Source organism: Pseudomonas sp. KCJK9058 (genome assembly GCF_046230975.1).
Taxonomy (GTDB): domain Bacteria; phylum Pseudomonadota; class Gammaproteobacteria; order Pseudomonadales; family Pseudomonadaceae; genus Aquipseudomonas; species Aquipseudomonas alloputida.
In genome coordinates this window covers 212,191-233,108 of sequence record NZ_JBJJLR010000001.1, presented here as the reverse complement: position 1 = coordinate 233,108, position 20,918 = coordinate 212,191, and the positions used below count along the sequence as shown (strand labels likewise).

Annotated in this window: 19 protein-coding genes; 12 read left to right on the top strand and 7 right to left on the bottom strand. The window is 62.3% G+C overall.

What is annotated here, in order from left to right:
• Positions 1–42: 42 nt before the first annotated feature.
• From ACK59Z_RS01065 to ACK59Z_RS01035, 7 genes are all read left to right on the top strand, one after another.
• On the top strand, positions 43–1,041 hold the full coding sequence (locus ACK59Z_RS01065; RefSeq protein ID WP_014861173.1) for a phosphate ABC transporter substrate-binding protein PstS: 999 nt from the start codon (positions 43–45) through the stop codon (positions 1,039–1,041).
• 138 nt (positions 1,042–1,179) lie between these two features.
• Positions 1,180–3,468: an ABC transporter permease subunit gene (locus ACK59Z_RS01060; protein ID WP_108192088.1), complete on the top strand. Its 2,289-nt coding sequence runs from the start codon at positions 1,180–1,182 to the stop codon at positions 3,466–3,468.
• Between the two features lie 71 nt (positions 3,469–3,539).
• The gene (gene pstA, locus ACK59Z_RS01055; protein ID WP_173881456.1) at positions 3,540–5,156 is read left to right on the top strand and encodes a phosphate ABC transporter permease PstA; all 1,617 of its coding nucleotides are present in this window, start codon (positions 3,540–3,542) and stop codon (positions 5,154–5,156) included.
• 72 nt (positions 5,157–5,228) lie between these two features.
• Positions 5,229–6,062, top strand: coding sequence for a phosphate ABC transporter ATP-binding protein PstB (gene pstB, locus ACK59Z_RS01050; RefSeq protein WP_003253327.1), 834 nt, complete (start codon positions 5,229–5,231; stop codon positions 6,060–6,062).
• 101 nt (positions 6,063–6,163) lie between these two features.
• Complete coding sequence (phoU, locus tag ACK59Z_RS01045) at positions 6,164–6,934, top strand: phosphate signaling complex protein PhoU (protein WP_003253329.1); 771 nt, start codon at positions 6,164–6,166, stop codon at positions 6,932–6,934.
• Positions 6,935–7,097: 163 nt separating this feature from the next.
• Positions 7,098–7,988, top strand: a complete 891-nt coding sequence (locus ACK59Z_RS01040) for a response regulator (RefSeq protein ID WP_108192087.1) — start codon at positions 7,098–7,100, stop codon at positions 7,986–7,988.
• A gap of 146 nt (positions 7,989–8,134) precedes the next feature.
• Complete coding sequence (locus ACK59Z_RS01035) at positions 8,135–9,031, top strand: peptidoglycan DD-metalloendopeptidase family protein (protein WP_108192086.1); 897 nt, start codon at positions 8,135–8,137, stop codon at positions 9,029–9,031.
• Positions 9,032–9,043: 12 nt separating this feature from the next.
• On the opposite strand, the gene ACK59Z_RS01030 is transcribed toward ACK59Z_RS01035, so the two are convergent.
• The 3 genes from ACK59Z_RS01030 to phoB all read right to left on the bottom strand — a co-directional run bounded on the left by ACK59Z_RS01030 (position 9,044) and on the right by phoB (position 12,603).
• Complete coding sequence (locus ACK59Z_RS01030) at positions 9,044–10,384, bottom strand: hemolysin family protein (RefSeq protein WP_003253336.1); 1,341 nt, start codon at positions 10,382–10,384, stop codon at positions 9,044–9,046.
• Positions 10,385–10,557: 173 nt separating this feature from the next.
• The gene (gene phoR / locus ACK59Z_RS01025) at positions 10,558–11,865 is read right to left on the bottom strand and encodes a phosphate regulon sensor histidine kinase PhoR (RefSeq protein WP_108192085.1); all 1,308 of its coding nucleotides are present in this window, start codon (positions 11,863–11,865) and stop codon (positions 10,558–10,560) included.
• A gap of 48 nt (positions 11,866–11,913) precedes the next feature.
• Positions 11,914–12,603 (bottom strand): phosphate regulon transcriptional regulator PhoB, encoded by a 690-nt coding sequence (phoB, locus tag ACK59Z_RS01020; protein ID WP_003253341.1) that lies wholly within the window; start codon positions 12,601–12,603, stop codon positions 11,914–11,916.
• A gap of 173 nt (positions 12,604–12,776) precedes the next feature.
• Here phoB and ACK59Z_RS01015 point away from each other — a divergent pair, with 173 nt between their 5' ends.
• A complete protein-coding gene (locus ACK59Z_RS01015) occupies positions 12,777–13,148 on the top strand; it encodes a hypothetical protein (protein ID WP_020190123.1) in 372 nt (123 codons plus the stop codon).
• 120 nt (positions 13,149–13,268) lie between these two features.
• On the opposite strand, the gene ubiA is transcribed toward ACK59Z_RS01015, so the two are convergent.
• Complete coding sequence (gene ubiA / locus ACK59Z_RS01010; RefSeq protein ID WP_004575206.1) at positions 13,269–14,159, bottom strand: 4-hydroxybenzoate octaprenyltransferase; 891 nt, start codon at positions 14,157–14,159, stop codon at positions 13,269–13,271.
• Positions 14,159–14,716: a chorismate lyase gene (locus tag ACK59Z_RS01005; protein ID WP_108192084.1), complete on the bottom strand. Its 558-nt coding sequence runs from the start codon at positions 14,714–14,716 to the stop codon at positions 14,159–14,161. Before ACK59Z_RS01005 ends, ubiA begins: the two co-directional genes overlap by 1 nt.
• Positions 14,717–14,941: 225 nt before the next feature.
• Here ACK59Z_RS01005 and ACK59Z_RS01000 point away from each other — a divergent pair, with 225 nt between their 5' ends.
• The 4 genes from ACK59Z_RS01000 (at position 14,942) to ACK59Z_RS00985 (ending at position 17,284) form a co-directional block, all read left to right on the top strand.
• Positions 14,942–15,109 (top strand): rubredoxin, encoded by a 168-nt coding sequence (locus ACK59Z_RS01000; RefSeq protein WP_003253349.1) that lies wholly within the window; start codon positions 14,942–14,944, stop codon positions 15,107–15,109.
• A gap of 16 nt (positions 15,110–15,125) precedes the next feature.
• Positions 15,126–16,274, top strand: coding sequence for an NAD(P)/FAD-dependent oxidoreductase (locus ACK59Z_RS00995; protein ID WP_060544887.1), 1,149 nt, complete (start codon positions 15,126–15,128; stop codon positions 16,272–16,274).
• 187 nt (positions 16,275–16,461) lie between these two features.
• Complete coding sequence (locus tag ACK59Z_RS00990) at positions 16,462–16,761, top strand: HU family DNA-binding protein (RefSeq protein ID WP_003253355.1); 300 nt, start codon at positions 16,462–16,464, stop codon at positions 16,759–16,761.
• A 148-nt stretch (positions 16,762–16,909) separates the two neighbouring features.
• On the top strand, positions 16,910–17,284 hold the full coding sequence (locus ACK59Z_RS00985; RefSeq protein WP_014754871.1) for an SCP2 sterol-binding domain-containing protein: 375 nt from the start codon (positions 16,910–16,912) through the stop codon (positions 17,282–17,284).
• A gap of 72 nt (positions 17,285–17,356) precedes the next feature.
• Here the strand turns inward: ACK59Z_RS00985 and ACK59Z_RS00980 are convergent, their stop codons facing one another.
• Together ACK59Z_RS00980 and recG are read right to left on the bottom strand one after the other, a co-directional pair.
• Entirely contained in the window at positions 17,357–18,760 is a 1,404-nt protein-coding gene (locus tag ACK59Z_RS00980; protein ID WP_003253359.1) for an aminoacyl-tRNA deacylase and HDOD domain-containing protein, read from the bottom strand.
• 78 nt (positions 18,761–18,838) lie between these two features.
• Positions 18,839–20,917 carry an ATP-dependent DNA helicase RecG gene (gene recG / locus ACK59Z_RS00975; RefSeq protein WP_108192083.1) on the bottom strand — a complete coding sequence of 693 codons (2,079 nt, stop codon included), beginning with the start codon at positions 20,915–20,917 and terminating at the stop codon, positions 18,839–18,841.
• Between the last annotated feature and the right edge of the window lies 1 nt (position 20,918).

The window sequence follows — 20,918 nt, the reverse complement described above, 5'->3', positions numbered from 1 at the left end:
CCGTTCCATCCAACACCCCAATATTCCTGCTAGGAGCAAGGCATGAAACTGAAGCGTTTGATGGCGGCCCTTACCTTTGCCGCCGCTGGCGTTGCAACCGCCAACGCGGTAGCCGCTGTCGATCCTGCGATCCCGACCTACACCAAGACCACGGGTGTTTCGGGCAACCTCTCCAGCGTCGGTTCCGACACCCTCGCGAACCTCATGACTCTGTGGGCCGAGGCCTACAAGAAGGAATATCCGAACGTAAACATCCAGATCCAGGCTGCCGGCTCCTCTACCGCGCCACCCGCGCTGACCGAAGGCACCGCCAACCTCGGCCCGATGAGCCGCAAGATGAAGGACGTCGAGCTGCAAGCCTTCGAGCAGAAGTACGGCTACAAGCCGACCGCCATCCCGGTCGCCGTCGACGCCCTGGCAGTGTTCGTGCACAAGGACAACCCAATCAAGGGCCTGACCATGGCTCAGGTTGACGCCATCTTCTCTTCCACTCGCCTGTGCGGTGGCAAGGCCGAGATCAAGACCTGGGGCGACGTCGGTGTGACCGGCGACCTGGCCAACAAGCCAATCCAGCTGTTCGGCCGCAACTCGGTATCGGGCACCTACGGCTACTTCAAGGAAGAAGCCCTGTGCAAAGGCGACTTCAAGCCTAACGTCAACGAACAGCCTGGCTCGGCTTCGGTCGTGCAGTCGATCAGCTCCTCGCTGAACGGCATCGGCTACTCGGGCATCGGTTACAAGACCGCCAGCGTGAAGACCGTAGCCCTGGCCAAGAAAGACGGCGGTGAGTTTATTGAAGACAATGAAGCCAACGCCCTGAACGGCACTTACCCGCTGTCGCGCTTCCTGTACGTCTACGTCAACAAGGCGCCGAACAAGCCTCTGGCCCCGCTGGAAGCCGAGTTCGTCAAGCTGGTGCTGTCGCAAGCGGGCCAGCAGGTGGTGGTGAAGGATGGCTACATCCCGCTGCCGGCCAAAGTCGTCGACAAGACCCTGGCTGACCTGGGCCTGTCGCACGCCGGTAACGTTGCAAAGAAGTAAGTAATTAAGAGGAGGCCGGTGCCACAGCCCGGCCTCTTCCACGAATTTCCAGTCCGAAGCCAGGTCCCCTGTGCGGCGGGCTTTCGCGCGTCACCACTTTGTAATGTTTTTGTCACACGGGACCGCTAGGGTGTGCGCATGAATGATCTGGCCAATTCCAACATGACCCAAAACTCCCAGCCCGTGCGCATTGATTTCAATACGCCCGAGTTGCAACGCAAGCGCCGCATGCGCGCGCTCAAGGACCGCCTGACCCGCTGGTATGTGCTGGTAGGCGGGCTTGCCGTATTGGCGGCAATCACGTTGATCTTCTTCTACCTGGCTTATGTGGTGTTGCCACTGTTCCAGGGCGCCGAGCTGACCAGCAAGAAAGCCCTGGAGCCGACATGGCTGCAGCAGGATGCCGGTAAGCCACTGATGATCGCGCTTGAAGAGCAGAATCAGGTGGGGATGCGTGTTTCGGACAAGGGCCAGGCATTGTTCTTCGATACCAAGACCGGTAACGAACTCAAGCGTGTCGATCTGGCAGTGCCGGCGGACACCCAGGTTACTTCCATCAGTACTGACCAGCCGGGCAGCGCGCTGATGGTGCTGGGCTTGTCCAATGGTCAGGCCCTGGTGTTCCACCACACCTACAAGATCACCTACCCGGACAACAAGAAAACCATCACCCCTGGCATCGACTATCCGTACGGCGAGCAATCGTTCGTGCTCGACGAGCAGGGGCGTGCGCTGGACCACGTCAGCGTCAACGTCAATGGTGACACCCTGCTGCTGGCCGGCTCTACCGGTGCTCAGCTGCAGGTGGTCGAGCTGACGCGCACGGAAAACATGATGACCGAAGAGGTCACCACCGAGCAGAACCGCATCGAACTGCCGCAAATGACCGAGACGGTGAAGAATATCTTCATCGACCCACGCCAGCACTGGCTGTACGTGATCAACGGCCGCGCCACGGCCGACGTGTTCAGCCTGCGCGACAAGAGCCTCAACGGCCGTTACAAGTTGTCTGATAGCGCCGACACCGAAATTACTGCCACGGGCCAGCTGGTTGGCGGCATTTCGCTGATCATCGGTGACTCCAAGGGCGGACTGGCCCAGTGGTTCATGGCCCGCGACCCGGATGGCGAATCGCGCTTCAAGCAGATCCGTACCTTCCAGATGGGCAAGGCGCCGATCGTGCAGATCGACGCCGAAGAGCGCCGCAAGGGCTTCATCGCCCTCGACGCCGAAGGCAAACTGGGCGTGTTCCACAGCACTGCACACCGAACCCTGCTGGTAGAGCCGGCTGCCGAAGGCCCTGGCACGCTGGCCCTGTCGCCACGCGCCAACCGCATCATCATCGAAGAAGGCGGCAAATTGTTGCCGTTTAGCCTGCGCAACCCGCACCCGGAAGTTTCGTTCAGCGCGCTGTGGGGCAAGGTGTGGTACGAGAACTACGACGAGCCGAAGTACGTCTGGCAATCGACCGCTTCGAACACTGACTTCGAGCCTAAACTGAGCCTGTCGCCGCTGACCTTCGGAACCCTGAAGGCCGCGTTCTACGCCATGATCCTGGCCGCCCCGCTGGCCATTGCCGCAGCCATCTACACCGCCTACTTCATGGCCCCGCGCATGCGCCGCAAGGTCAAGCCGGTGATCGAGCTGATGGAAGCGATGCCAACGGTGATCCTCGGCTTCTTCGCCGGCCTGTTCCTGGCCCCGTACCTGGAAGGCCACCTGCCCGGTGTGTTCAGCCTGTTCCTGCTGATGCCGATCGGTATCCTGCTGGCCGGCTTCTTCTGGAGCCGGCTGCCGGAGTCGATCCGCCTGCGTGTACCGGATGGTTGGGAAGCGGCGATCCTGATTCCGGTCATCCTGTTCACCGGCTGGTTCGCCCTGACCATGAGCCCGCACCTGGAAAGCTGGTTCTTCGGCGGTGACATGCGCCTGTGGATCACCAACGACTTAGGCATCACCTACGACCAGCGCAACGCCCTAGTAGTCGGTATCGCCATGGGCTTCGCGGTCATCCCGAACATCTACTCGATTGCCGAAGATGCCGTGTTCAGTGTGCCGCGCAGTCTGACCCTGGGCTCGCTGGCACTGGGCGCGACGCCTTGGCAGACCCTGACTCGCGTGGTCATCCTCACCGCCAGCCCGGGCATCTTCTCGGCGTTGATGATCGGCTTGGGCCGTGCGGTTGGCGAGACCATGATCGTGCTGATGGCCACCGGCAACACACCGGTGATGGAGATGAACCTGTTCGAGGGCATGCGCACCCTGGCCGCCAACGTGGCCGTGGAAATGCCGGAGTCGGAAGTCGGTGGCAGCCACTATCGCGTGCTGTTCCTGGCCGCCCTGGTGCTGCTGATGTTCACCTTCATCATGAACACCTTGGCCGAGCTGATTCGCCAGCGTCTGCGCAAGAAATACTCGTCGCTTTGATAGAAAGGTAGCGATCCGTGAAAAAGGATTCCCTCAAAGGCTGGTTCAAGAGCGGCGCCCCAGGCGTCTGGATGAGCGGCGGCGCGGTGGCCATGGCCGTGATCATGACCGTCGGCCTGCTGGCGGTGATCGCCGTGCGCGGCCTGGGCCACTTCTGGCCAGCCGATCTTGTCCAGGCCACCTACAAGGTGCCGGGCCAGGCCGATCACGTTGTCATTGGCGAAGTGGTGCAGAAGGAGGAAGTACCCCGAGCTCGTCTGAAGGGTGCTGGCCTGCCGGTACCGGACCAGGGTCCGGAGTTCATGACCCGGGAGCTGATCAAGGTGGGTAACCGCGACCTCAACGGCAGCGACTTTACCTGGGTGGTCGGCGACTGGCTGGTCGACGAACAGCGTCCGGCTGACCTGATGGCCCTTGAGCGCCGCGAGTGGGGCAACTTCTATGGCTACCTGGTCAGCGTCAAGGAACAGGGCCGTGTGGTTGCCGAAGGCCCCGCTGCCTGGAACGAACTGCAGGCCCGCCTCAAGCGTGCCAACCAGCTCAACAGCGAGCTGCAGCAGCTGGAGAAAAAGGACATCGGTGCCATCAACCATGGCCTTGAGCGCCTGCGCCTGCAAGCGCGCAAGCTGGAGCTGGATGGCAAGCTGGACGCCGCCGCCCAGGCCGACATGGACGCCGACCGTGCCGAACTGAACAGCCGCTACAAGGCTATCGAAGAACGCCTGACCGGCCTGCACCAGGCTTTCTCCCGCGACAGCCTGGTGGCCCGGGATGGCAACGGCCGTGAAGTGGAAATCAACCTGAGCAAGGTGGTGCATGCCGTTCAGCCGAACGGCATGTCGGCGTTTACCAAGTTGGGCACCTACTTCGGCAAGGTCTGGGAGTTCCTCAGCGACGACCCGCGTGAAGCCAACACCGAGGGCGGTATCTTCCCGGCCATCTTCGGTACCGTGATGATGACCCTGATCATGGCCGTGATCGTTACCCCGTTTGGCGTGCTGGCTGCCGTGTACTTGCGTGAATACGCCAGGCAGGGCCCGGTCACCCGGCTTATCCGTATTGCGGTGAACAACCTGGCCGGTGTTCCTGCGATCGTCTACGGTGTGTTCGGTCTGGGCTTCTTCGTCTATGTGCTGGGCGGCTCGATCGACCGCCTGTTCTTCCCCGAAGCGTTGCCGGCGCCGACCCTGGGTACCCCGGGCCTGCTGTGGGCATCGCTGACCCTGGCATTGCTGGCGGTACCGGTGGTGATCGTGGCCACCGAAGAAGGCCTGGCGCGAATCCCGCGCACCGTGCGTGAAGGCTCGCTGGCGTTGGGCGCAACCAAGGCCGAGACCCTGTGGAAAATCGTCCTGCCCATGGCCAGCCCGGCCATGATGACGGGCATGATCCTCGCCGTGGCCCGTGCCGCCGGCGAAGTGGCGCCGCTGATGCTGGTAGGTGTGGTGAAGCTGGCGCCGTCGCTGCCGGTGGATGGTAACTACCCGTACCTGCACCTGGACCAGAAGATCATGCACCTGGGCTTCCACATCTATGACGTCGGCTTCCAGAGCCCGAACGTCGAAGCTGCGCGGCCGCTGGTTTATGCCACTGCGCTGCTGCTGGTGCTGGTGATCGCGACCCTCAACCTCTCTGCCGTGTGGATTCGCAACCACCTGCGCGAGAAGTACAAGGCGCTGGACGGCTGACCCTGATTGCAAGCGTGCCGCCCGTAAGCCGGGCGGCCCTTTGAAACGACTTGATAGCGTATGGAGTTGACCATGCAGCAAGATTCCCACACCCATGGCATCGACATGTCTGCCCTGGGCCGCAACAAGCAAAGCCTGCGAATGGCTGAAGAAACCGTGGCCATCGAAGTGCCGGGCCTGAGCCTGTTCTATGGCGACAAGCAAGCGCTGTTCGACGTGCAGATGAACATCCCGAAGCAGCGTGTGACCGCCTTCATCGGCCCATCCGGCTGCGGCAAGTCGACCCTGCTGCGCACCTTCAACCGGATGAACGACCTGGTTGACGGTTGCCGTGTGGAAGGTGCCATCAACCTGTACGGCAACAACATCTACCGCAAGGGCGAAGACGTTGCCGAACTGCGCCGGCGTGTGGGCATGGTGTTCCAGAAGCCGAACCCGTTCCCCAAGACCATCTACGAGAACGTGGTCTACGGCCTGCGCATCCAGGGCATCAACAAGAAGCGCGTGCTTGATGAGGCCGTCGAGTGGGCGTTGAAGGGTGCGGCCTTGTGGGACGAGGTCAAGGACCGCCTGCACGAGTCGGCGCTGGGCCTGTCCGGTGGCCAGCAGCAGCGTCTGGTCATCGCCCGCACCATTGCCGTGGAGCCGGAGGTGCTGCTGCTTGACGAACCGTGCTCGGCGCTGGACCCGATCTCGACCTTGAAGGTCGAAGAACTGATCTATGAATTGAAATCCAAGTACACCATTGTCATCGTGACCCACAACATGCAGCAAGCGGCGCGTGTTTCGGATTACACCGCGTTCATGTACATGGGCAAACTGGTCGAATTCGGGGATACCGATACCCTGTTCACCAACCCGGCGAAGAAGCAGACCGAAGACTACATCACCGGTCGCTACGGCTAAGCGCCGCTCGCGAAACAGGCACCTCGGTGTCTGGCACCGGCGTTGCCGGTGTTCGCGGGTGAACCCGCTCCTACAGGGCCGCGCTACCAAAGGACAAAACGATGATCAACAAAGAAAGCCTTACCCATCACATTTCCCAGCAGTTCAACGCCGAGCTGGAAGAGGTGCGCAGCCACCTGCTGGCCATGGGCGGGCTGGTGGAAAAGCAGGTCAACGACGCGGTTACCGCGCTGATCGAAGCCGACTCTGGTCTGGCCCAGCAGGTGCGCGAGGTTGACGAGCAGATCAACCAGATGGAGCGCAACATCGACGAGGAGTGCTTGCGCATCCTCGCCCGCCGCCAGCCAGCGGCCTCGGACCTGCGCCTGATCATCAGCATTTCCAAGTCGGTGATTGACCTGGAACGCATCGGTGACGAGTCGACCAAGATCGCCCGCCGCGCCATCCAGCTGTGCGAAGAGGGCGAGTCGCCGCGTGGTTATGTCGAGGTTCGCCACATTGGCGACCAGGTGCGCAACATGGTCCGGGATGCGCTGGACGCCTTTGCCCGCTTCGACGCCGACCTGGCACTGTCGGTGGCCCAGTACGACAAGACCATCGACCGCGAATACAAGACTGCGCTGCGTGAGCTGGTGACCTACATGATGGAAGACCCGCGCTCTATCTCGCGGGTGCTGAGCGTGATCTGGGTGCTGCGCTCGCTGGAGCGTATTGGCGACCATGCGCGCAACATCTCCGAACTGGTGATCTACCTGGTGCGCGGCACCGACGTGCGCCACATGGGCCTCAAGCGCATGACGGCAGAAGTGCAGGGCACTGCTGTCGCCAACGGCGAAAAGGCTAATGTTCCGGGTGAATCTGACGATAAGTAAGGTTGCTCCCGAGCATCGACGCCCGGCCTTGGCCGGGCGTTTTCGTTTGCGGTCGAGAGCCGGCAGGCACCCGCGAACGATGTGAAGAAGTCCCGGCGTGACCAGGTTGTAGCAAATAGCCATTATTTGGCAGTAGGCTAGTCGGGATTCATAAGGAGTATCGATGAGTAAAGTGAATGTGCTGGTCGTGGATGACGCCCCGTTTATCCGTGATCTGGTCCGCAAGTGTCTGCGCAACGCCTTCCCGGGTATGGCCATCGACGACGCGGTCAACGGTCGCAAGGCCATGGCCATGCTCGGCAAGGAAGCGTTCGATCTGGTCCTCTGCGACTGGGAAATGCCGGAAATGTCAGGCCTGGAACTGCTGACCTGGTGCCGTCAGCAGCCTGCACTGAAGAACCTGCAGTTCATCATGGTGACCAGCCGTGGCGACAAGGAGAACGTCATTCAGGCGATCCAGGCGGGCGTTTCCGATTTTGTAGGCAAGCCGTTCACCAACGAGCAACTGCTGACCAAGGTAAAGAAAGCCCTGACCAAGATCGGTAAGCTCGACAGCCTGATGGCCACCGGCCCGGCGCGAGCCAACCCGGCGTTTGCCAACGACTCGTTGAACGCGCTGACTGCGGGCAAGCCCGAAGCGGTCAAGGTGGCGGCGCCGACACCGGCACCGGTCAAGCCTTTGGTCGCGGCGCCCGCACCTGCCGCCCCCGCGCCGAGCGGCCGTGGCCAGGGCCAGCTGCGCCTGGCCAGTGGCATGCAGCCATGCGTGATCAAGGCGTTGAGCCTGAAAGAGGCACTGCTGGTGGTACGCCGCAGCGAAGTGCTGCCACAGGTGCTGGAAGGTGCGGTGCTGGACCTGGAGCAGGGCGAAAGTGCCGAAGTTGCTCGCCTGAACGGCTACCTGCATGCGGTGGCGGCGCTGGAGCCAAAACCTGACAGCGACTGGTTGCAGTTGACGTTCAAGTTTGTCGACCAGGATGCCCAGAAGCTCGACTACCTGTCTCGGTTGATTGCCCGCGGCACTGCGCAGAAGCACTTCACCCCCGGTGCCTGACCCCGGCCCCGCGTCATGCTTTGGGCAGGAGCAGCACACGGGTGCTCCTGCCCAAGCCCGAGTTGCCCCATCCGACCAACTGCAATACCTACCGTAAAACCCGCTGCTAGGCTTCGACAGATCATAACTGTCAAAAAGCCACTATCATGCCCGCGCGCCTGCTGCTGTTCTGTGCATTGCTCATGGCCTCGGCGTCGAGCCAGGGCGTGACGCTCTACAAGATCACTGACGATTCCGGTGTCGTCTCCTATTCCGACCGCCCTGGCCCCGGCGCCAAGCCCTTGGTGTTGCTCGAACCCATGGTCGAAACGCTCGAAGGCCAGGTACTGCTGAACGCGAAAACCTTCGACGGTGGCGTGAGCTTTTCGGCACGAAACGAGCTGCATGTGCCGGTAGAGGTAGAGTTGCGGCTGGACAACCTGGTCAACGCACAAGGCGGCGATGCCCCGCGTATCGTGCGTCGGCTGCTGCCGCCGCGTACCACGCAGATGCTCAGTGTGCTCAGGGGGCGGCCCGGGCTGCTGCTGAACTACCGTTCGACCCTGCTGCAGGCCATGGGTGACCCGGGCAAACGGCCCCAGGGCTTCCGCTATGCGTTCCCGTGGATTGGCGGGCCGTTCCGCGTCACTCAGGGCCCCAATGGCCGTGTCAGTCATTTTGGGCCCCGAGGGCGCTACGCCATGGATATCGCCATGCCCGAAGGCACACCCATCATCGCGGCGCGGGAAGGGGTGGTGGTGAAGACGCAGAACAGCCAGAGCGGGCGCGGCCCCAACCCCTCGGGTAACTTTGTCAGGATTTTGCACCCGGATGGCACCATGGGCGTATACCTCCACCTGATGCGTGGTTCGGTGGTGGTAGCGGAGGGGCAACGGGTACGGCAGGGCCAGATGCTGGCCAAGTCGGGCAATACCGGCAACAGCACTGGGCCGCACCTGCATTTTGTGGTGCAGCGCAATGTGGGGTTGGCGCTAGAGTCGATACCTTACCGCTTCGACAGGCCGATCAGCGGGTTGCCGGATTTCACTGCCGGCAACCCCTGACCGATTGGGCCATCAATCCAGCTTCAGCACCTTGGCCAGTACGATCTTGGGCCCTTTCATCTTCTTGATGATGATGCGCAGCCCTTCGACCTCCAGCACTTCCTCTTCTTCCGGCACGCGCTTGAGCGTCTCGTAGATCAACCCGGCCAGGGTTTCGGCCTCGATGTGGTCAAGGTCGATACCCAGCAGGCGTTCGACCTTGAACAGTGGGGTGTCGCCGCGCACCAGCAACTTGCCCGGCTGGTAGGCGAGAATGCCACGCTCGGTCTTGCGGTGCTCGTCCTGGATGTCGCCCACCAGCACTTCCAGCACGTCTTCCATGGTCAGGTAGCCGATCACCTTGCCATCGGCTTCCTCGACCAGCACGAAGTGCGCGCCGCCCTTACGGAACTGCTCCAGTAACTGTGCCAGCGGCATGTGCCGCGACACGCGTTCGAGTGGCCGGGCAAGGTCCTCCAGGTCGATGGTCTCTGGCAAGTGCTCCAGCTCAGCCAGCTCCAGCAGCAGGTCCTTGATATGCAGCAGGCCGGTGAATTCTTCGCGCTCGGCGTCGTACACCGGGTAGCGGCTGAACTTGTGGCGGCGCACCAGGGCCAGGATCTGCTTCAGAGGCGCATGGGCGTCGATGCTGATCATGTCCTCACGCGAGTTGGCCCAGTCGACCACTTCCAGCTCGCCCATTTCCACGGCCGAGGCCAGCACGCGCATGCCTTGGTCGCTTGGGTCCTGGCCACGGCTGGAGTGCAGGATCAGCTTAAGTTCTTCGCGGCTGTAGTGGTGCTCGTGGTGCGGGCCAGGCTCGCCCTGGCCGGCAATACGCAGGATGGTATTGGCGCTGGCATTGAGCAGGTAGATGGCCGGGTACATCGCCCAGTAGAACAGGTAAAGCGGCACGGCGGTCCACAGCGACAGCAGCTCTGGCTTACGGATAGCCCAGGACTTGGGGGCCAGCTCGCCAACCACGATGTGCAGGTACGAGATGACGAAGAAGGCGACGAAGAACGAGATCGCCTTGACCAGCTCGGCGCTGTCCACGCCGAAATAGGCCAGCAATGGTTCCAGCAGGTGGGCGAAGGCGGGCTCACCCACCCAGCCCAGGCCCAGCGAGGCGAGGGTAATGCCCAATTGGCAGGCCGACAGGTAGGCGTCGAGCTGGTTGTGAACCTTGCGCAGGATGTTGCCACGCCAGCCGTGCTTTTCGGCGATGGCCTCTACGCGTGTAGCGCGCAGCTTGACCATGGCGAACTCCGCAGCAACGAAGAAGCCGTTGAGCAGCACCAGCAGGAAGGCAAAGATGATCATGCCGAAGTCGGCGAATAACGAGGTGAGGCTAATACCAGAGGAAGGGTCCATGATGGAGTTTTTACGGGGTCCGTCTTTGAGATAGAGAGAAAAAAAGTGCCAGCTTTTGCTGGCACAGGGGATCCAATGTAGCGGCTGGGGCCGTAAAAGCAAAGGGCAGCGGACTCATTGCAGTCCCTGTGGGAGCAGGCATGCCCGCGAAGGCCCGCGCAGCAGCCTCAATCTCAAGCCTTTTCGTTGGCCAATTGTGCTGGCGCAAAGTGACAGGTAAAGGTGCTGCCATGCCCCGGTACACTGCTGATTTCCAGCTTGCCCCGGTGGCGCATCAGCACATGCTTGACGATTGCCAGCCCCAGCCCGGTACCGCCGGTATTCGATGCACGGCTGGAGTCTACGCGGTAGAAGCGCTCGGTCAGGCGTGGCAAGTGCTTGGCATCGATGCCCACCCCCGAGTCCTGCACCGACAGGTGTGCGCCCTGGGCATCGGCCCACCAGCGGATGCGGATGTTGCCTTCGTCCTGGGTGTACTTGACCGCATTGAACACCAGATTGGAAAAGGCACTGCGCAGTTCCGACTCGCTGCCCTTCAGCTTGATGCCAGGCGCAGCCTCCAGGCTGATGCGCTGGTTGCGCGGCCCGGACAGGGCCTGGGCGTCGTTCTTGATGGCGGCGAGCAGGGCATCGACCGCCACCGGCTGGTTGTCCGATGGGTAATCGGTGGCTTCCAGTTTGGCCAGTAGCAACAAATCGTTGAGCAGGGTTTGCATGCGCGAGCCTTGCTGGCTCATTTGCTGCAGGGCGCGGCTCCAACGCGGGTTCACGTCCTCGACGTTGTCCAGCAGGGTTTCCAGGTAGCCGGTGATTACCGTCAGCGGCGTGCGCAGCTCGTGAGACACGTTGGCGACGAAGTCCTTGCGCATCTGTTCCAGCTGGTGAATGCGGGTGACATCGCGCACCAGCATCAGGTGTTCATTGTTGCCGTAGCGGGTGATGTGCAACTGCACACGCATTCGGTCATTGATCGGCGAAGGGATTTCCAGCGGTTCGAGGTAGTTTTCTGCCTCGAAGTACTCTTTGAAGAGCGGGTGGCGCACCAGATTGGTCACTTGCTGGCCGCCGTCCTGTGGGGTCTTGAAGCCCAGCAGGGTCTCGGCGGCGCGGTTCCACCATTCCAGGTTGCCGTCGCTGTCGAGCATGATCACCGCGTCACGCAGCGCAGCGGTGGACTCCTGCACCCGGTCGATCACTGCCTGCAGGCGGCCCCGTACGCGCTGGTCGCGGCGTTGCAGGTGGTAGATGCTATCGAATACCTCGCCCCACAGGCCGTAGCCATCGGGCGGTGCTTCGTCGGGTTGGTGATTGCGCAGCCAATCGTGCAAGCGCAGCAGTTGCTTGAGGGTCCAGCCCAGATAGAGCGCCAGGCCTATGGCCAGGCTCCAGCCATAGTAGCCGCTGACCAGCCCGCCGATCAGGCAGACGGTAATCAGCAACAGCAGATGGCGAATCAGGGTTGCATGCCAGTTCTGGTTCAATTGACGATCCTTGTACAACGATGTGCAGCTTGGCGCTCCAGAGCTCGATCAGCTCTTGGTCGAGAAGCGGTAGCCAGTGCCCCGGACGGTTTGTACCAGATTCTCGTAAGCTTCACCCAGCGCCTTGCGCAGGCGACGGATGTGCACGTCGACGGTACGTTCCTCGACGTAGACGTTGCCGCCCCACACCTGGTCCAGCAATTGGCCTCGGGTGTAGGCGCGCTCCTGGTGGGTCATGAAAAACTGCAGCAGGCGGTATTCGGTAGGGCCCATCTCGGCCGGCTTGCCGTCGATGGTCACACGGTGGCTGATCGGGTCGAGCAGCAGGCCGCCGACCTCGATCGGCGCCTCGCTGTCGCTCGGGCCAGTGCGGCGCAGCACGGCTTTCAGTCGCGCTACCAGTTCACGCGGCGAGAACGGCTTGGTGATGTAGTCGTCGGCGCCCACTTCCAGGCCCTGGATCTTGTTGTCTTCTTCACCCTTGGCGGTGAGCATGATGATCGGAATATCACCGGTCAGCTCGTCGCGCTTCAGGCGGCGGGCCAGCTCGATGCCGGAGGTGCCCGGCAGCATCCAGTCGAGCAGGATCAGGTCCGGTTTGCGGTCGACGATGATCGCGTGGGCCTGTTGGGAGTTTTCCGCTTCCAGGCAGTCATAGCCGGCCATTTCCAGGGCAACGGCGATCATCTCGCGAATGGGCGCTTCGTCGTCGACGATCAGAATGTTCCTGCCTACCATGCTCAAAACCTCTCCTGGATTCGGTGTCTTGGCCCGCATTAGATAACGGAATTATTGCAGCTGTGTGACAGGGTGTTGGCCGTTCTGGCGACATTCCGTGACTGAACTAGGCTACAGAGGGCCGCTTTAATGGCAACCCGAACCCATTTCCCCCCGAAACAATGGTGAATCCAATGACACGACATACGCTGAGCTGGATGGCCCTTTTCACTGCGTTGGCGCTCCCGGGGGTGGCGTTGGCCCACCATGCCATGGAGAAGGATGGCATGTGGGTCGATCATGCCGGCATGACCCTGTACACCTTTGACAAGGATGCGGGTGGCAAGTCGATGTGCAATGGCGAGTGCGCCAAGAACTGGCCACCGTTGATGGTCAAGAAAGAAGACGAAGCACCGAAGGATAAATGGACCCATGTAACGCGTGACGACGGTTCGATGCAGTGGGCTTACGACGGCAAGCCGCTGTATACCTTCATCAAGGACAAGAAGGCCGGTGACATGACCGGTGACGGCATGAAAGACGTCTGGCACGTTGCCAAGCCTTGAGATAGCCGGGGCCGCTGTGCGGCCCATCGCGACACAAGGCCGCTCCCACATGGTTCGACGTACGCCGATCAATGTGTGCGGCCTTGTGTCGCGATGGGCTGCGCAGCAGCCCCAAACTACTCAGCGCAACGCGTAATCCAGCACCACCCCGATAAACACCAGCATCCCCGCCCAGTGGTTGTGCAGAAACGCCTTGAAGCACGATTCCCGGTCCAGCTTGCGCGTTGACCAGTATTCCCAGGCAAAGCAAGCCGCCGCGCCCAGCAACCCAAGGTGGAACCAGCCACCCAGGTCGAAGCGGCTACCGGCCAGCAACAGGCAGCCCAGCGACAGCAACTGCAGGGTCAGGATGATGCTGCGATCAGCGTCGCCGAACAGGATCGCAGTGGATTTCACACCAATTTTCAGGTCGTCATCGCGGTCGACCATGGCGTAATAGGTGTCATAACCCACCGTCCACAGCAGGTTGGCGATATACAGCAGCCAGGCGCCGGCCGGCAACTCACCGCCAGCGGCTGTGAAAGCCATGGGAATGCCCCACGAATACGCCGCCCCCAGCACCACCTGCGGGTAGTAGGTGTAGCGCTTCATGAACGGGTAGCAGAACGCCAAGGCCACCGCCCCGAACGACAGCCAGACGGTGCGGCTGTTGGTGCACAGCACCAGCAGGAAACTCACCCCGACCAGAATCGCGAACAGTGTCAGCGCCTCGCGTGGCCGCACCCGGCCACTGGCCAGGGGGCGGTCGGCGGTCCGCTTGACGTGGCCGTCAACCTTGCGGTCGGCAAAGTCGTTGATGCAGCAGCCGGCCGCGCGCATCAGCACCACACCAAGGCCGAAGATGAGCACATTGGCCAGGGTGGGTGACCCATTGCCGGCAATCCACACTGCCGACAGGGTCGGCCACAACAGCAGGTAGATGCCTATCGGCCGGTCCATACGGCTGAGCTGGACGAAGTCCCAGGCCCGTGGATGCAGGCGGTTGAGCGACTTGAGCAGTTGCAGGTACATCAGCGGATTTCCTCCTTGGCCGCTTGCCACAATGCCGGCAGAAACACTTCTGCCACCAGCAGGTCCAGACCGTTGCGCTCGAAGCGCGAGCGGCGGCCCCAAAGCGCCGCATGTGCAGCTTCGGACGGCAGCCAGGCCTGTGGATAAGTGCACACTTCGAGTGGATGACGGATGAACGCCTGGTCGCAGAACAGCAGCTCGCCCAGCGAGCGGCTGCCCAAGGATTCCAGGTCCAGACCGCCACGTTCCAGGGCGCTGCGGCTGGCCACGCTGCGGGCGAACACCCAAGGTTGGCCATGGCCGCGCAGGTACACTTCGCGCACCCAGCCTTCGGCGCCAGCAGCGATGCCCAGCGCTTGGCATTCGTCATCGCGCAGCAGCTGCCAGCCCTCGAACAGCGGGGTGACGGAAAAGTGATCGATGGACAGACGGGTCAGGCGGCGGGTCAGCGAGCCCTCGTCGAACAGCCAGTCAAGGGTGGGCTGGTCGATGTCGGTCGCCAGCTGTGAATACGGCAGCCACGCGACAGCGGCTGCTTGCGGGGATTCGTACGACACGTCGATATGCTTTGTTACAGCCAGAGAGGCGGCGAGCTTAGCATGATTGCCCCAACTGCTTGCATACTGCCGGCAGGGCCGCTACAAAGCCCCCACGCATTGCGCGCTGGCCCTGTTCGCGGGCAAGCCCGCCAGGCCTGCGCGGTCACTGTAGGCGCGGGCTTGCCCGCCAAAAGGCCATCAGCCGCAACACAAGCCCCAGCCTGAACCGAGGAAATAGACCTGATGAAAAAGTGGCAATGTATTGTCTGTGGCCTGATCTACGACGAAGCCGAAGGCTGGCCCGACGACGGCATCGCCCCCGGCACCCGTTGGGAGGATGTGCCTGAGGATTGGCTGTGCCCCGACTGTGGCGTCGGCAAAAGCGACTTTGAAATGATCTCCATCGGTTAATCGAGGAAAGCACGACATGACGTCCCCTGTGGTAATCATCGGTACCGGCCTTGCGGGCTACAACCTGGCCCGTGAATTTCGCAAGCTCGATACGCAGACGCCGCTGTTGCTGATCACCGCCGACGATGGTCGTTCGTACTCCAAGCCGATGCTTTCCATGGGCTTTGCCAAGCAGAAGGACGCCGACGGCCTGTGCATGGCTGAGGCGGGTGCTATGGCCGAGCAATTGAACGCCGAGGTCCGCACCCATACCCGCATCAGCGGCATCGACCCGGGCCACAAGCGGCTGTGGATCGGCGAAGAAGCCGTGGAATACCGCGATCTGGTGCTGGCCTGGGGGGCGCAGACCGTGCAGGTGCCGATCGAGGGTGATGGCGGCCATCTGGTATTCCCGATCAACGATCTGGAGGACTACGCGCGCTTCCGTGCTGCCGCCGCGGGCAAGCAGCGTGTCCTGATCCTTGGCGCCGGCCTGATCGGCTGCGAATTCGCAAACGACATGAGCCTGGGTGGTTTCAAGGTCGACGTTGTGGCGCCGTGTGAACAGGTCATGCCGACCCTGCTGCACCCAGCCGCTGCGGCGGCTGTACAGGGTGGGCTGGAGGGGCTGGGAGTACGCTTTCACTTGGGGCCGGTGCTGACCCGCCTGCAGCAGGTGACCCAAGGCCTGGAGGCGCACCTGTCGGATGGCAGCGTGATTGCCTGCGACCTGGTCGTTTCGGCCATCGGCCTGCGCCCACGTACCGACCTGGCTGCCGCAGCTGGGCTGCAGACCAATCGAGGTGTAAGCGTAGACCGCGAGCTACGTACATCACACGCCAACATCTTCGCCCTTGGCGACTGTGCCGAAGTCGATGGCATCAACCTGCTGTACGTGATGCCGCTGATGAGCTGTGCCCGGGCGCTGGCGCAAACCCTGGCCGGCAAGCCGACGGCAGTTTCCTACGGGCCGATGCCTATCACCGTGAAAACCCCGGCCTGTCCGCTGGTCGTCTCGCCAGCGCCACAGGGTTGCGAAGGCACCTGGCAGGTAGAGGGGCAGGGCAGTGACCTCAAGGTGCTCTGCCTTGATGCCGACGGCAAGTTGCTGGGCTACGCCCTGACCGGAGCGGCGGTGATGGAGAAGCTGGCGCTGAATCGTCAGTTACCAGCGGTTATGGCGTAAATAGCGGCTGTTCTGTCGGATTTATCCTGTTGTTGCCTGCACAATGGCCGCCCAGATACTGGCGCGGCCCCTGAGCTCGTGCCATTCTCACTCCCGTCTGCCGCAGATTAGAGCCTGCGGTGCCTTGAGCGCTGCTCCCAGAGGCAGCACGGCATAACAACAAGAATTCCGTCAAAGAGGCTTCACTATGCGCAAACCAGAACTCGCCGCCGTCATCGCCGATAAGGCTGATCTGACCAAGGAAAAGGCCAATCAGGTTTTGAACGCGATTCTCGACAGCATTACCGGTGCCCTGGACAAGGACACCGTGACCTTGGTCGGTTTCGGCACCTTCGAAAAACGTCATCGCGGCGCGCGTACCGGCAAGAACCCGCAAACTGGGGAACCGGTCAAGATCAAGGCCAGCAATACCGTGGCCTTCAAGCCTGGCAAGAACCTGCGCGACAGCGTTAACGCCCCCGCCAAGCCAGCCAAGAAAGGCAAGTGATCGCTCCCTGACAACCCCTGTGTCGGCCAAGCGGGCGCCCCAAGGCGCCCGTTGTGCTTTCTGCAGGCAAAATGTTTCGAACTTGCATAAATAGTTCTGTAAAAGGATAAACTGCGCGCCTTAGTCACTTTTCATTCGAGGCGCGTTGATGAAGTTCCGCTTTCTTCTCTGGGCCATGGGGCTGTTGATGGCCAGGGCCAGCCGAAATAACCCCGCATTCCAGCAGCAGCTCAAGGGCAAGGACTTGGTGTTCCAGATGCAGACCTTGGACGGCAAGGTCGCCCGACACTTCATCGTCAGCAACGAGCGCATCAGCAGCAAGGGCGGCGCGCACCCACAGCCGGCGTTCGCCATTGCCTTCAGGGACGCCGCTTATGGCTTCGCCACCATGCAGGCGGGTAACAAGCAGCTGGCGTTCATGCAGGGGATTCAGGAAAAGCACATCCAGATCAAGGGCAATCCGGCGTTGGTGATGTGGTTCCAAGGGTTGATGAAATACCTGAAACCTAAGAAGAAAGGCTGAAACCCGACGGGGATGCTGACGCTTCACCTGTGGGAGCGGGCATGCCCGCTCCCACAGGCTATGTGCTAATGCTTAATGCGGTGTGTGGAACTGCGAAGCCAGCTCACGCAACAGGTTCTCGGCTTCGAGCACCTTGTTCACCACATCCTCAGCCTTGTCCCGGGTAATGCTCAGGCGTTCCAACAGCTCGTCAGGAATCTCTTCCTGCGGCCCTGAGCCTATACCTCGCGAGCGCAGCAGGCGGGTGGCCAGGCACACCAAGTTGGGGAACGCGAAATATTCGCCGTCGTAGGCTGGATCGTGCTGAAAGCGCAAGGCAGTCGACAGCTCTTCTGGCATGTCCCACAGCTTCATCAGCCAGGCACCGATCTGTTCGCGGCTGATGCCCAGCAAGTGTTGTTCCACATAGGTGTGGTTCAAATGCGGGTTGACCTCAAGGTGGCGGCAAATCAGCGAAAAATGCGGTGGGAACACGTGCGCCAGCAGCAGGTAGCCAAAGTTGTGCAGTAGCCCGGCCAGGTAAGTCAGCCCGGCCTCGGGGCGTTCTGCGCGCGGCATGGCGCGGGTCAGGCCTTCGATGATCGCGGCGGTGTAGATCGATTGTTGCCAGTAGGGCGTGGCCTGCTGCGGGTGGTCTTTGGGCAGGCTCAAGGTCTTGCCCAGCGCCAGGCCCAAGGCCAGGTTGATCACCAGGTCGAAACCCAGCACACGCACGATGGCGTCTTCTACCGAGCGGATCTTGCCCGGTGATCCATAGTAGGGCGATGCAGCCCAGCTCACCACCTGTGCCGCCAGCGCCGGGTCGGTTTCGACTACGCCGGTGATGTCGTCGATGCTGGCGTTGGGATCTACCCGCAGCTTGATGATCTTCTGCGCGGTGTCGGCGAGCGGTGGAATTTCGATGGTCTCTTCCAGGCGTTTCTGAATGCGTCGGGCAGTGAAGGCCTGGACCGCATCGGTGATTTCCCGGGTGTCGTCATCGGGGCGGTCGAGATTGGGGCTGATCGCTTCGACTTGCTGGCCAAAGCTGCTGGCGCTGGCCTTGGCCAGCATGCGCTTGAAGTGTGCGCGTTCGATTTCCAGCAACAGGCCGGCTTCGCCTGACTGGATAAAGACAGTTTCGGCGTCGAGCAGGCTCTTTTCGTACTGGCATGGCGAGCTGGTCAGCGCCGGGATGCCCGGCAGGGCCTTGAGGTGGTGCTTGTCGAGCATCTGCTTCAGGCGCGGCACCGACACCGCGGTCAGCTTGCGCCCGGTCAGCTCGGCCAGGCGGTTGAGGTCCAGCAGGTGGCTCTGCGGGAACAGCACCATGAGGGCGCCGACCTCGTCGTCGAGAAGGACAGCCTGCACCCGCGAAGCCGCAGGCAGGTGCGAGTGTTCGACCACCTGGCGGTAGGGCACGCCGAGCTTGTCGAGCAGCAGCCTGATGACGGAGGGGGCGTGTGGGGTTGCGGTGTCCAGGGCAACTTCAGTCATGGTCCGTATCCACTGTTTCTTTTAAACGCGAAGTATAACCAGCCTGCGAGCAAATCTGGATCCATTCTGGGACTGGCGTCACACTTGGCCATATTGTTGGCCGTGGCGCAGCCAGCGGTCCAGCAGCGGGCTGACGTGTTCCGGCCAGCGTGATACCAAGGCCTGGGCCGCGTCGCGCACGGCCGGCAGCAGGTCGGCGTCGCGCATCAGGTCGGCGACCTTGAACTGCAGCAGACCGGTCTGGCGGGTGCCGAGCATCTCACCCGGGCCCCGCAGTTCAAGGTCTTTTTCGGCGATGATGAAGCCGTCGTTGGTCTCGCGCATGATCCCCAAGCGCTCGCGGCCGATCTGCGACAGCGGCGGGTGGTACAGCAGCACGCAATGGCTCACGGCACTGCCTCGGCCTACCCGGCCGCGCAGCTGGTGCAACTGTGCAAGGCCCAGGCGCTCGGGGTTCTCGATGATCATCAGGCTGGCGTTGGGCACGTCCACGCCCACCTCGATGACCGTGGTCGCGACCAGAAGCTGCAGGTTGCCAGCCTTGAACTCGGCCATGATCTCGGCTTTTTCCGCCGGTTTCATGCGCCCGTGGATCAACCCCACCCTCAGCTCGCCTAGCGCGCTGCCAAGCTCCTCGTAGGTGCTTTCGGCGGCCTGGCAGGTGAGTTCTTCGGACTCTTCGATCAGCGTGCATACCCAATAGGCCTGGCGCCCCTCGGCGCAGGCGGCGCGTACCCGCTCGACCACTTCGAAGCGGCGGCTGTCGGCCACCAGCACGGTGTTCACCGGCGTACGGCCTGGCGGCAATTCGTCGAGCACCGAGGTGTCCAGGTCGGCGTAGGCGCTCATGGCCAGCGTGCGCGGAATAGGTGTGGCGGTCATGATCAACTGGTGCGGGCACAGTTCGCCGGCCACGCCCTTCTTGCGCAGGGCCAGGCGCTGCTGCACGCCGAACCGGTGCTGTTCGTCGATGATCGCAAGGGCCAGGTGCTTGAACCTTACCTCTTCCTGGAACAGCGCGTGGGTGCCGACCACCATGGGTGCACCGTTGGCGATCTGCTCCAGGGAAGCAGCCCGGGCCTTGCCCTTGAGTTTGCCGGCTAGCCAGGCGACTTCGATGCCCAGCGGTTCCAGCCAGCGCTTGAAGGTAATGTAGTGCTGCTCGGCGAGGATCTCGGTGGGTGCCATCAATGCCACCTGGTAGCCAGCCTCCAGCGCCTGCAGCGCCGCCAGTGCTGCGACCACGGTCTTGCCGGCACCCACGTCGCCCTGCACCAGGCGCATCATCGGTTCGTGTTGGCTAAGGTCGTAGGCAATTTCGTTGGCTACCCGCTGCTGCGCGCTGGTCGGCTGGAAGCCCAGGTTAGCCAGGTATTGCGCCTGCAGGCGCGTGGCCTTGGGCAGTACCGGCGCACGCAGGCTGCGCAGGCTTTCGCGCAGGCGTTGCTGCGACAGCTGATGGGTCAGCAACTCTTCGAAGGCCAGGCGGTGTTGAGCCCAGTGCTGGCCTTCGGCGAGCTCGTCGAGGTCAGCGTCGGCCGGCGGGTTGTGCAGGTAGCGGATGGCTTCGTCCAAGGGTGCCAGTTGGTAGTCCCGGGCAAGCTCGTCAGGCAGCCAGTCGGGCAGGCTACGCGGGCCAAGCAGCGCAAGGCTCTGCTGGCACAACAGGCGCAGGCGTTGCTGGGTAAGGCCTTCGGTGGACGGGTAGATCGGCGTCAGGGTCTGCTCCACCGGTGGTGGTGGCTCGTTGCCGTTCAGCGCACGGTACTCCGGGTGGTAGATCTCCAGGCCCGAAGCGCCAGGGCGGGCTTCTCCGTAGCAGCGCAGGTGGGTGCCCCGCTTCAGGCCCTCCTTCTGCGCGTTGCTGAAGTGGTAGAAACGCAATGTCAGCACACCGCTCCCGTCGCCCAGGCGCACCACCAGGCTGCGGCGCTTGCCCATGGTCACATCGGCACCACTGACCACGCCCTCGATAACCGCGTCCTGGCCGGGACGCAGTTGGCCGATTGGCACCACGCGCGTACGGTCCTGGTAGCGCAGGGGCAGGTGGAACAACACGTCCTGCAGGTTTTCCAGGCCGACCTTGGCGAGTTTCTCCGCCATAGCCTCGCCCACGCCTTTCAGTACTGTGACCGGGACCTTCGACAGCTCACTCATG

Coding starts and splice junctions, on each gene's coding strand:
- ACK59Z_RS01065 (WP_014861173.1), top strand. CDS start 43: ATGAAACTGAAGCGTTTGATGGCGGCCCTTACCTTTGCCGCCGCTGGC.
- ACK59Z_RS01060 (WP_108192088.1), top strand. CDS start 1,180: ATGAATGATCTGGCCAATTCCAACATGACCCAAAACTCCCAGCCCGTG.
- pstA (WP_173881456.1), top strand. CDS start 3,540: ATGAGCGGCGGCGCGGTGGCCATGGCCGTGATCATGACCGTCGGCCTG.
- pstB (WP_003253327.1), top strand. CDS start 5,229: ATGCAGCAAGATTCCCACACCCATGGCATCGACATGTCTGCCCTGGGC.
- phoU (WP_003253329.1), top strand. CDS start 6,164: ATGATCAACAAAGAAAGCCTTACCCATCACATTTCCCAGCAGTTCAAC.
- ACK59Z_RS01040 (WP_108192087.1), top strand. CDS start 7,098: ATGAGTAAAGTGAATGTGCTGGTCGTGGATGACGCCCCGTTTATCCGT.
- ACK59Z_RS01035 (WP_108192086.1), top strand. CDS start 8,135: ATGCCCGCGCGCCTGCTGCTGTTCTGTGCATTGCTCATGGCCTCGGCG.
- ACK59Z_RS01030 (WP_003253336.1), bottom strand. CDS start 10,384: ATGGACCCTTCCTCTGGTATTAGCCTCACCTCGTTATTCGCCGACTTC.
- phoB (WP_003253341.1), bottom strand. CDS start 12,603: ATGGTAGGCAGGAACATTCTGATCGTCGACGACGAAGCGCCCATTCGC.
- ACK59Z_RS01015 (WP_020190123.1), top strand. CDS start 12,777: ATGACACGACATACGCTGAGCTGGATGGCCCTTTTCACTGCGTTGGCG.
- ubiA (WP_004575206.1), bottom strand. CDS start 14,159: ATGTACCTGCAACTGCTCAAGTCGCTCAACCGCCTGCATCCACGGGCC.
- ACK59Z_RS01000 (WP_003253349.1), top strand. CDS start 14,942: ATGAAAAAGTGGCAATGTATTGTCTGTGGCCTGATCTACGACGAAGCC.
- ACK59Z_RS00995 (WP_060544887.1), top strand. CDS start 15,126: ATGACGTCCCCTGTGGTAATCATCGGTACCGGCCTTGCGGGCTACAAC.
- ACK59Z_RS00990 (WP_003253355.1), top strand. CDS start 16,462: ATGCGCAAACCAGAACTCGCCGCCGTCATCGCCGATAAGGCTGATCTG.
- ACK59Z_RS00985 (WP_014754871.1), top strand. CDS start 16,910: ATGAAGTTCCGCTTTCTTCTCTGGGCCATGGGGCTGTTGATGGCCAGG.
- ACK59Z_RS00980 (WP_003253359.1), bottom strand. CDS start 18,760: ATGACTGAAGTTGCCCTGGACACCGCAACCCCACACGCCCCCTCCGTC.
- recG (WP_108192083.1), bottom strand. CDS start 20,917: ATGAGTGAGCTGTCGAAGGTCCCGGTCACAGTACTGAAAGGCGTGGGC.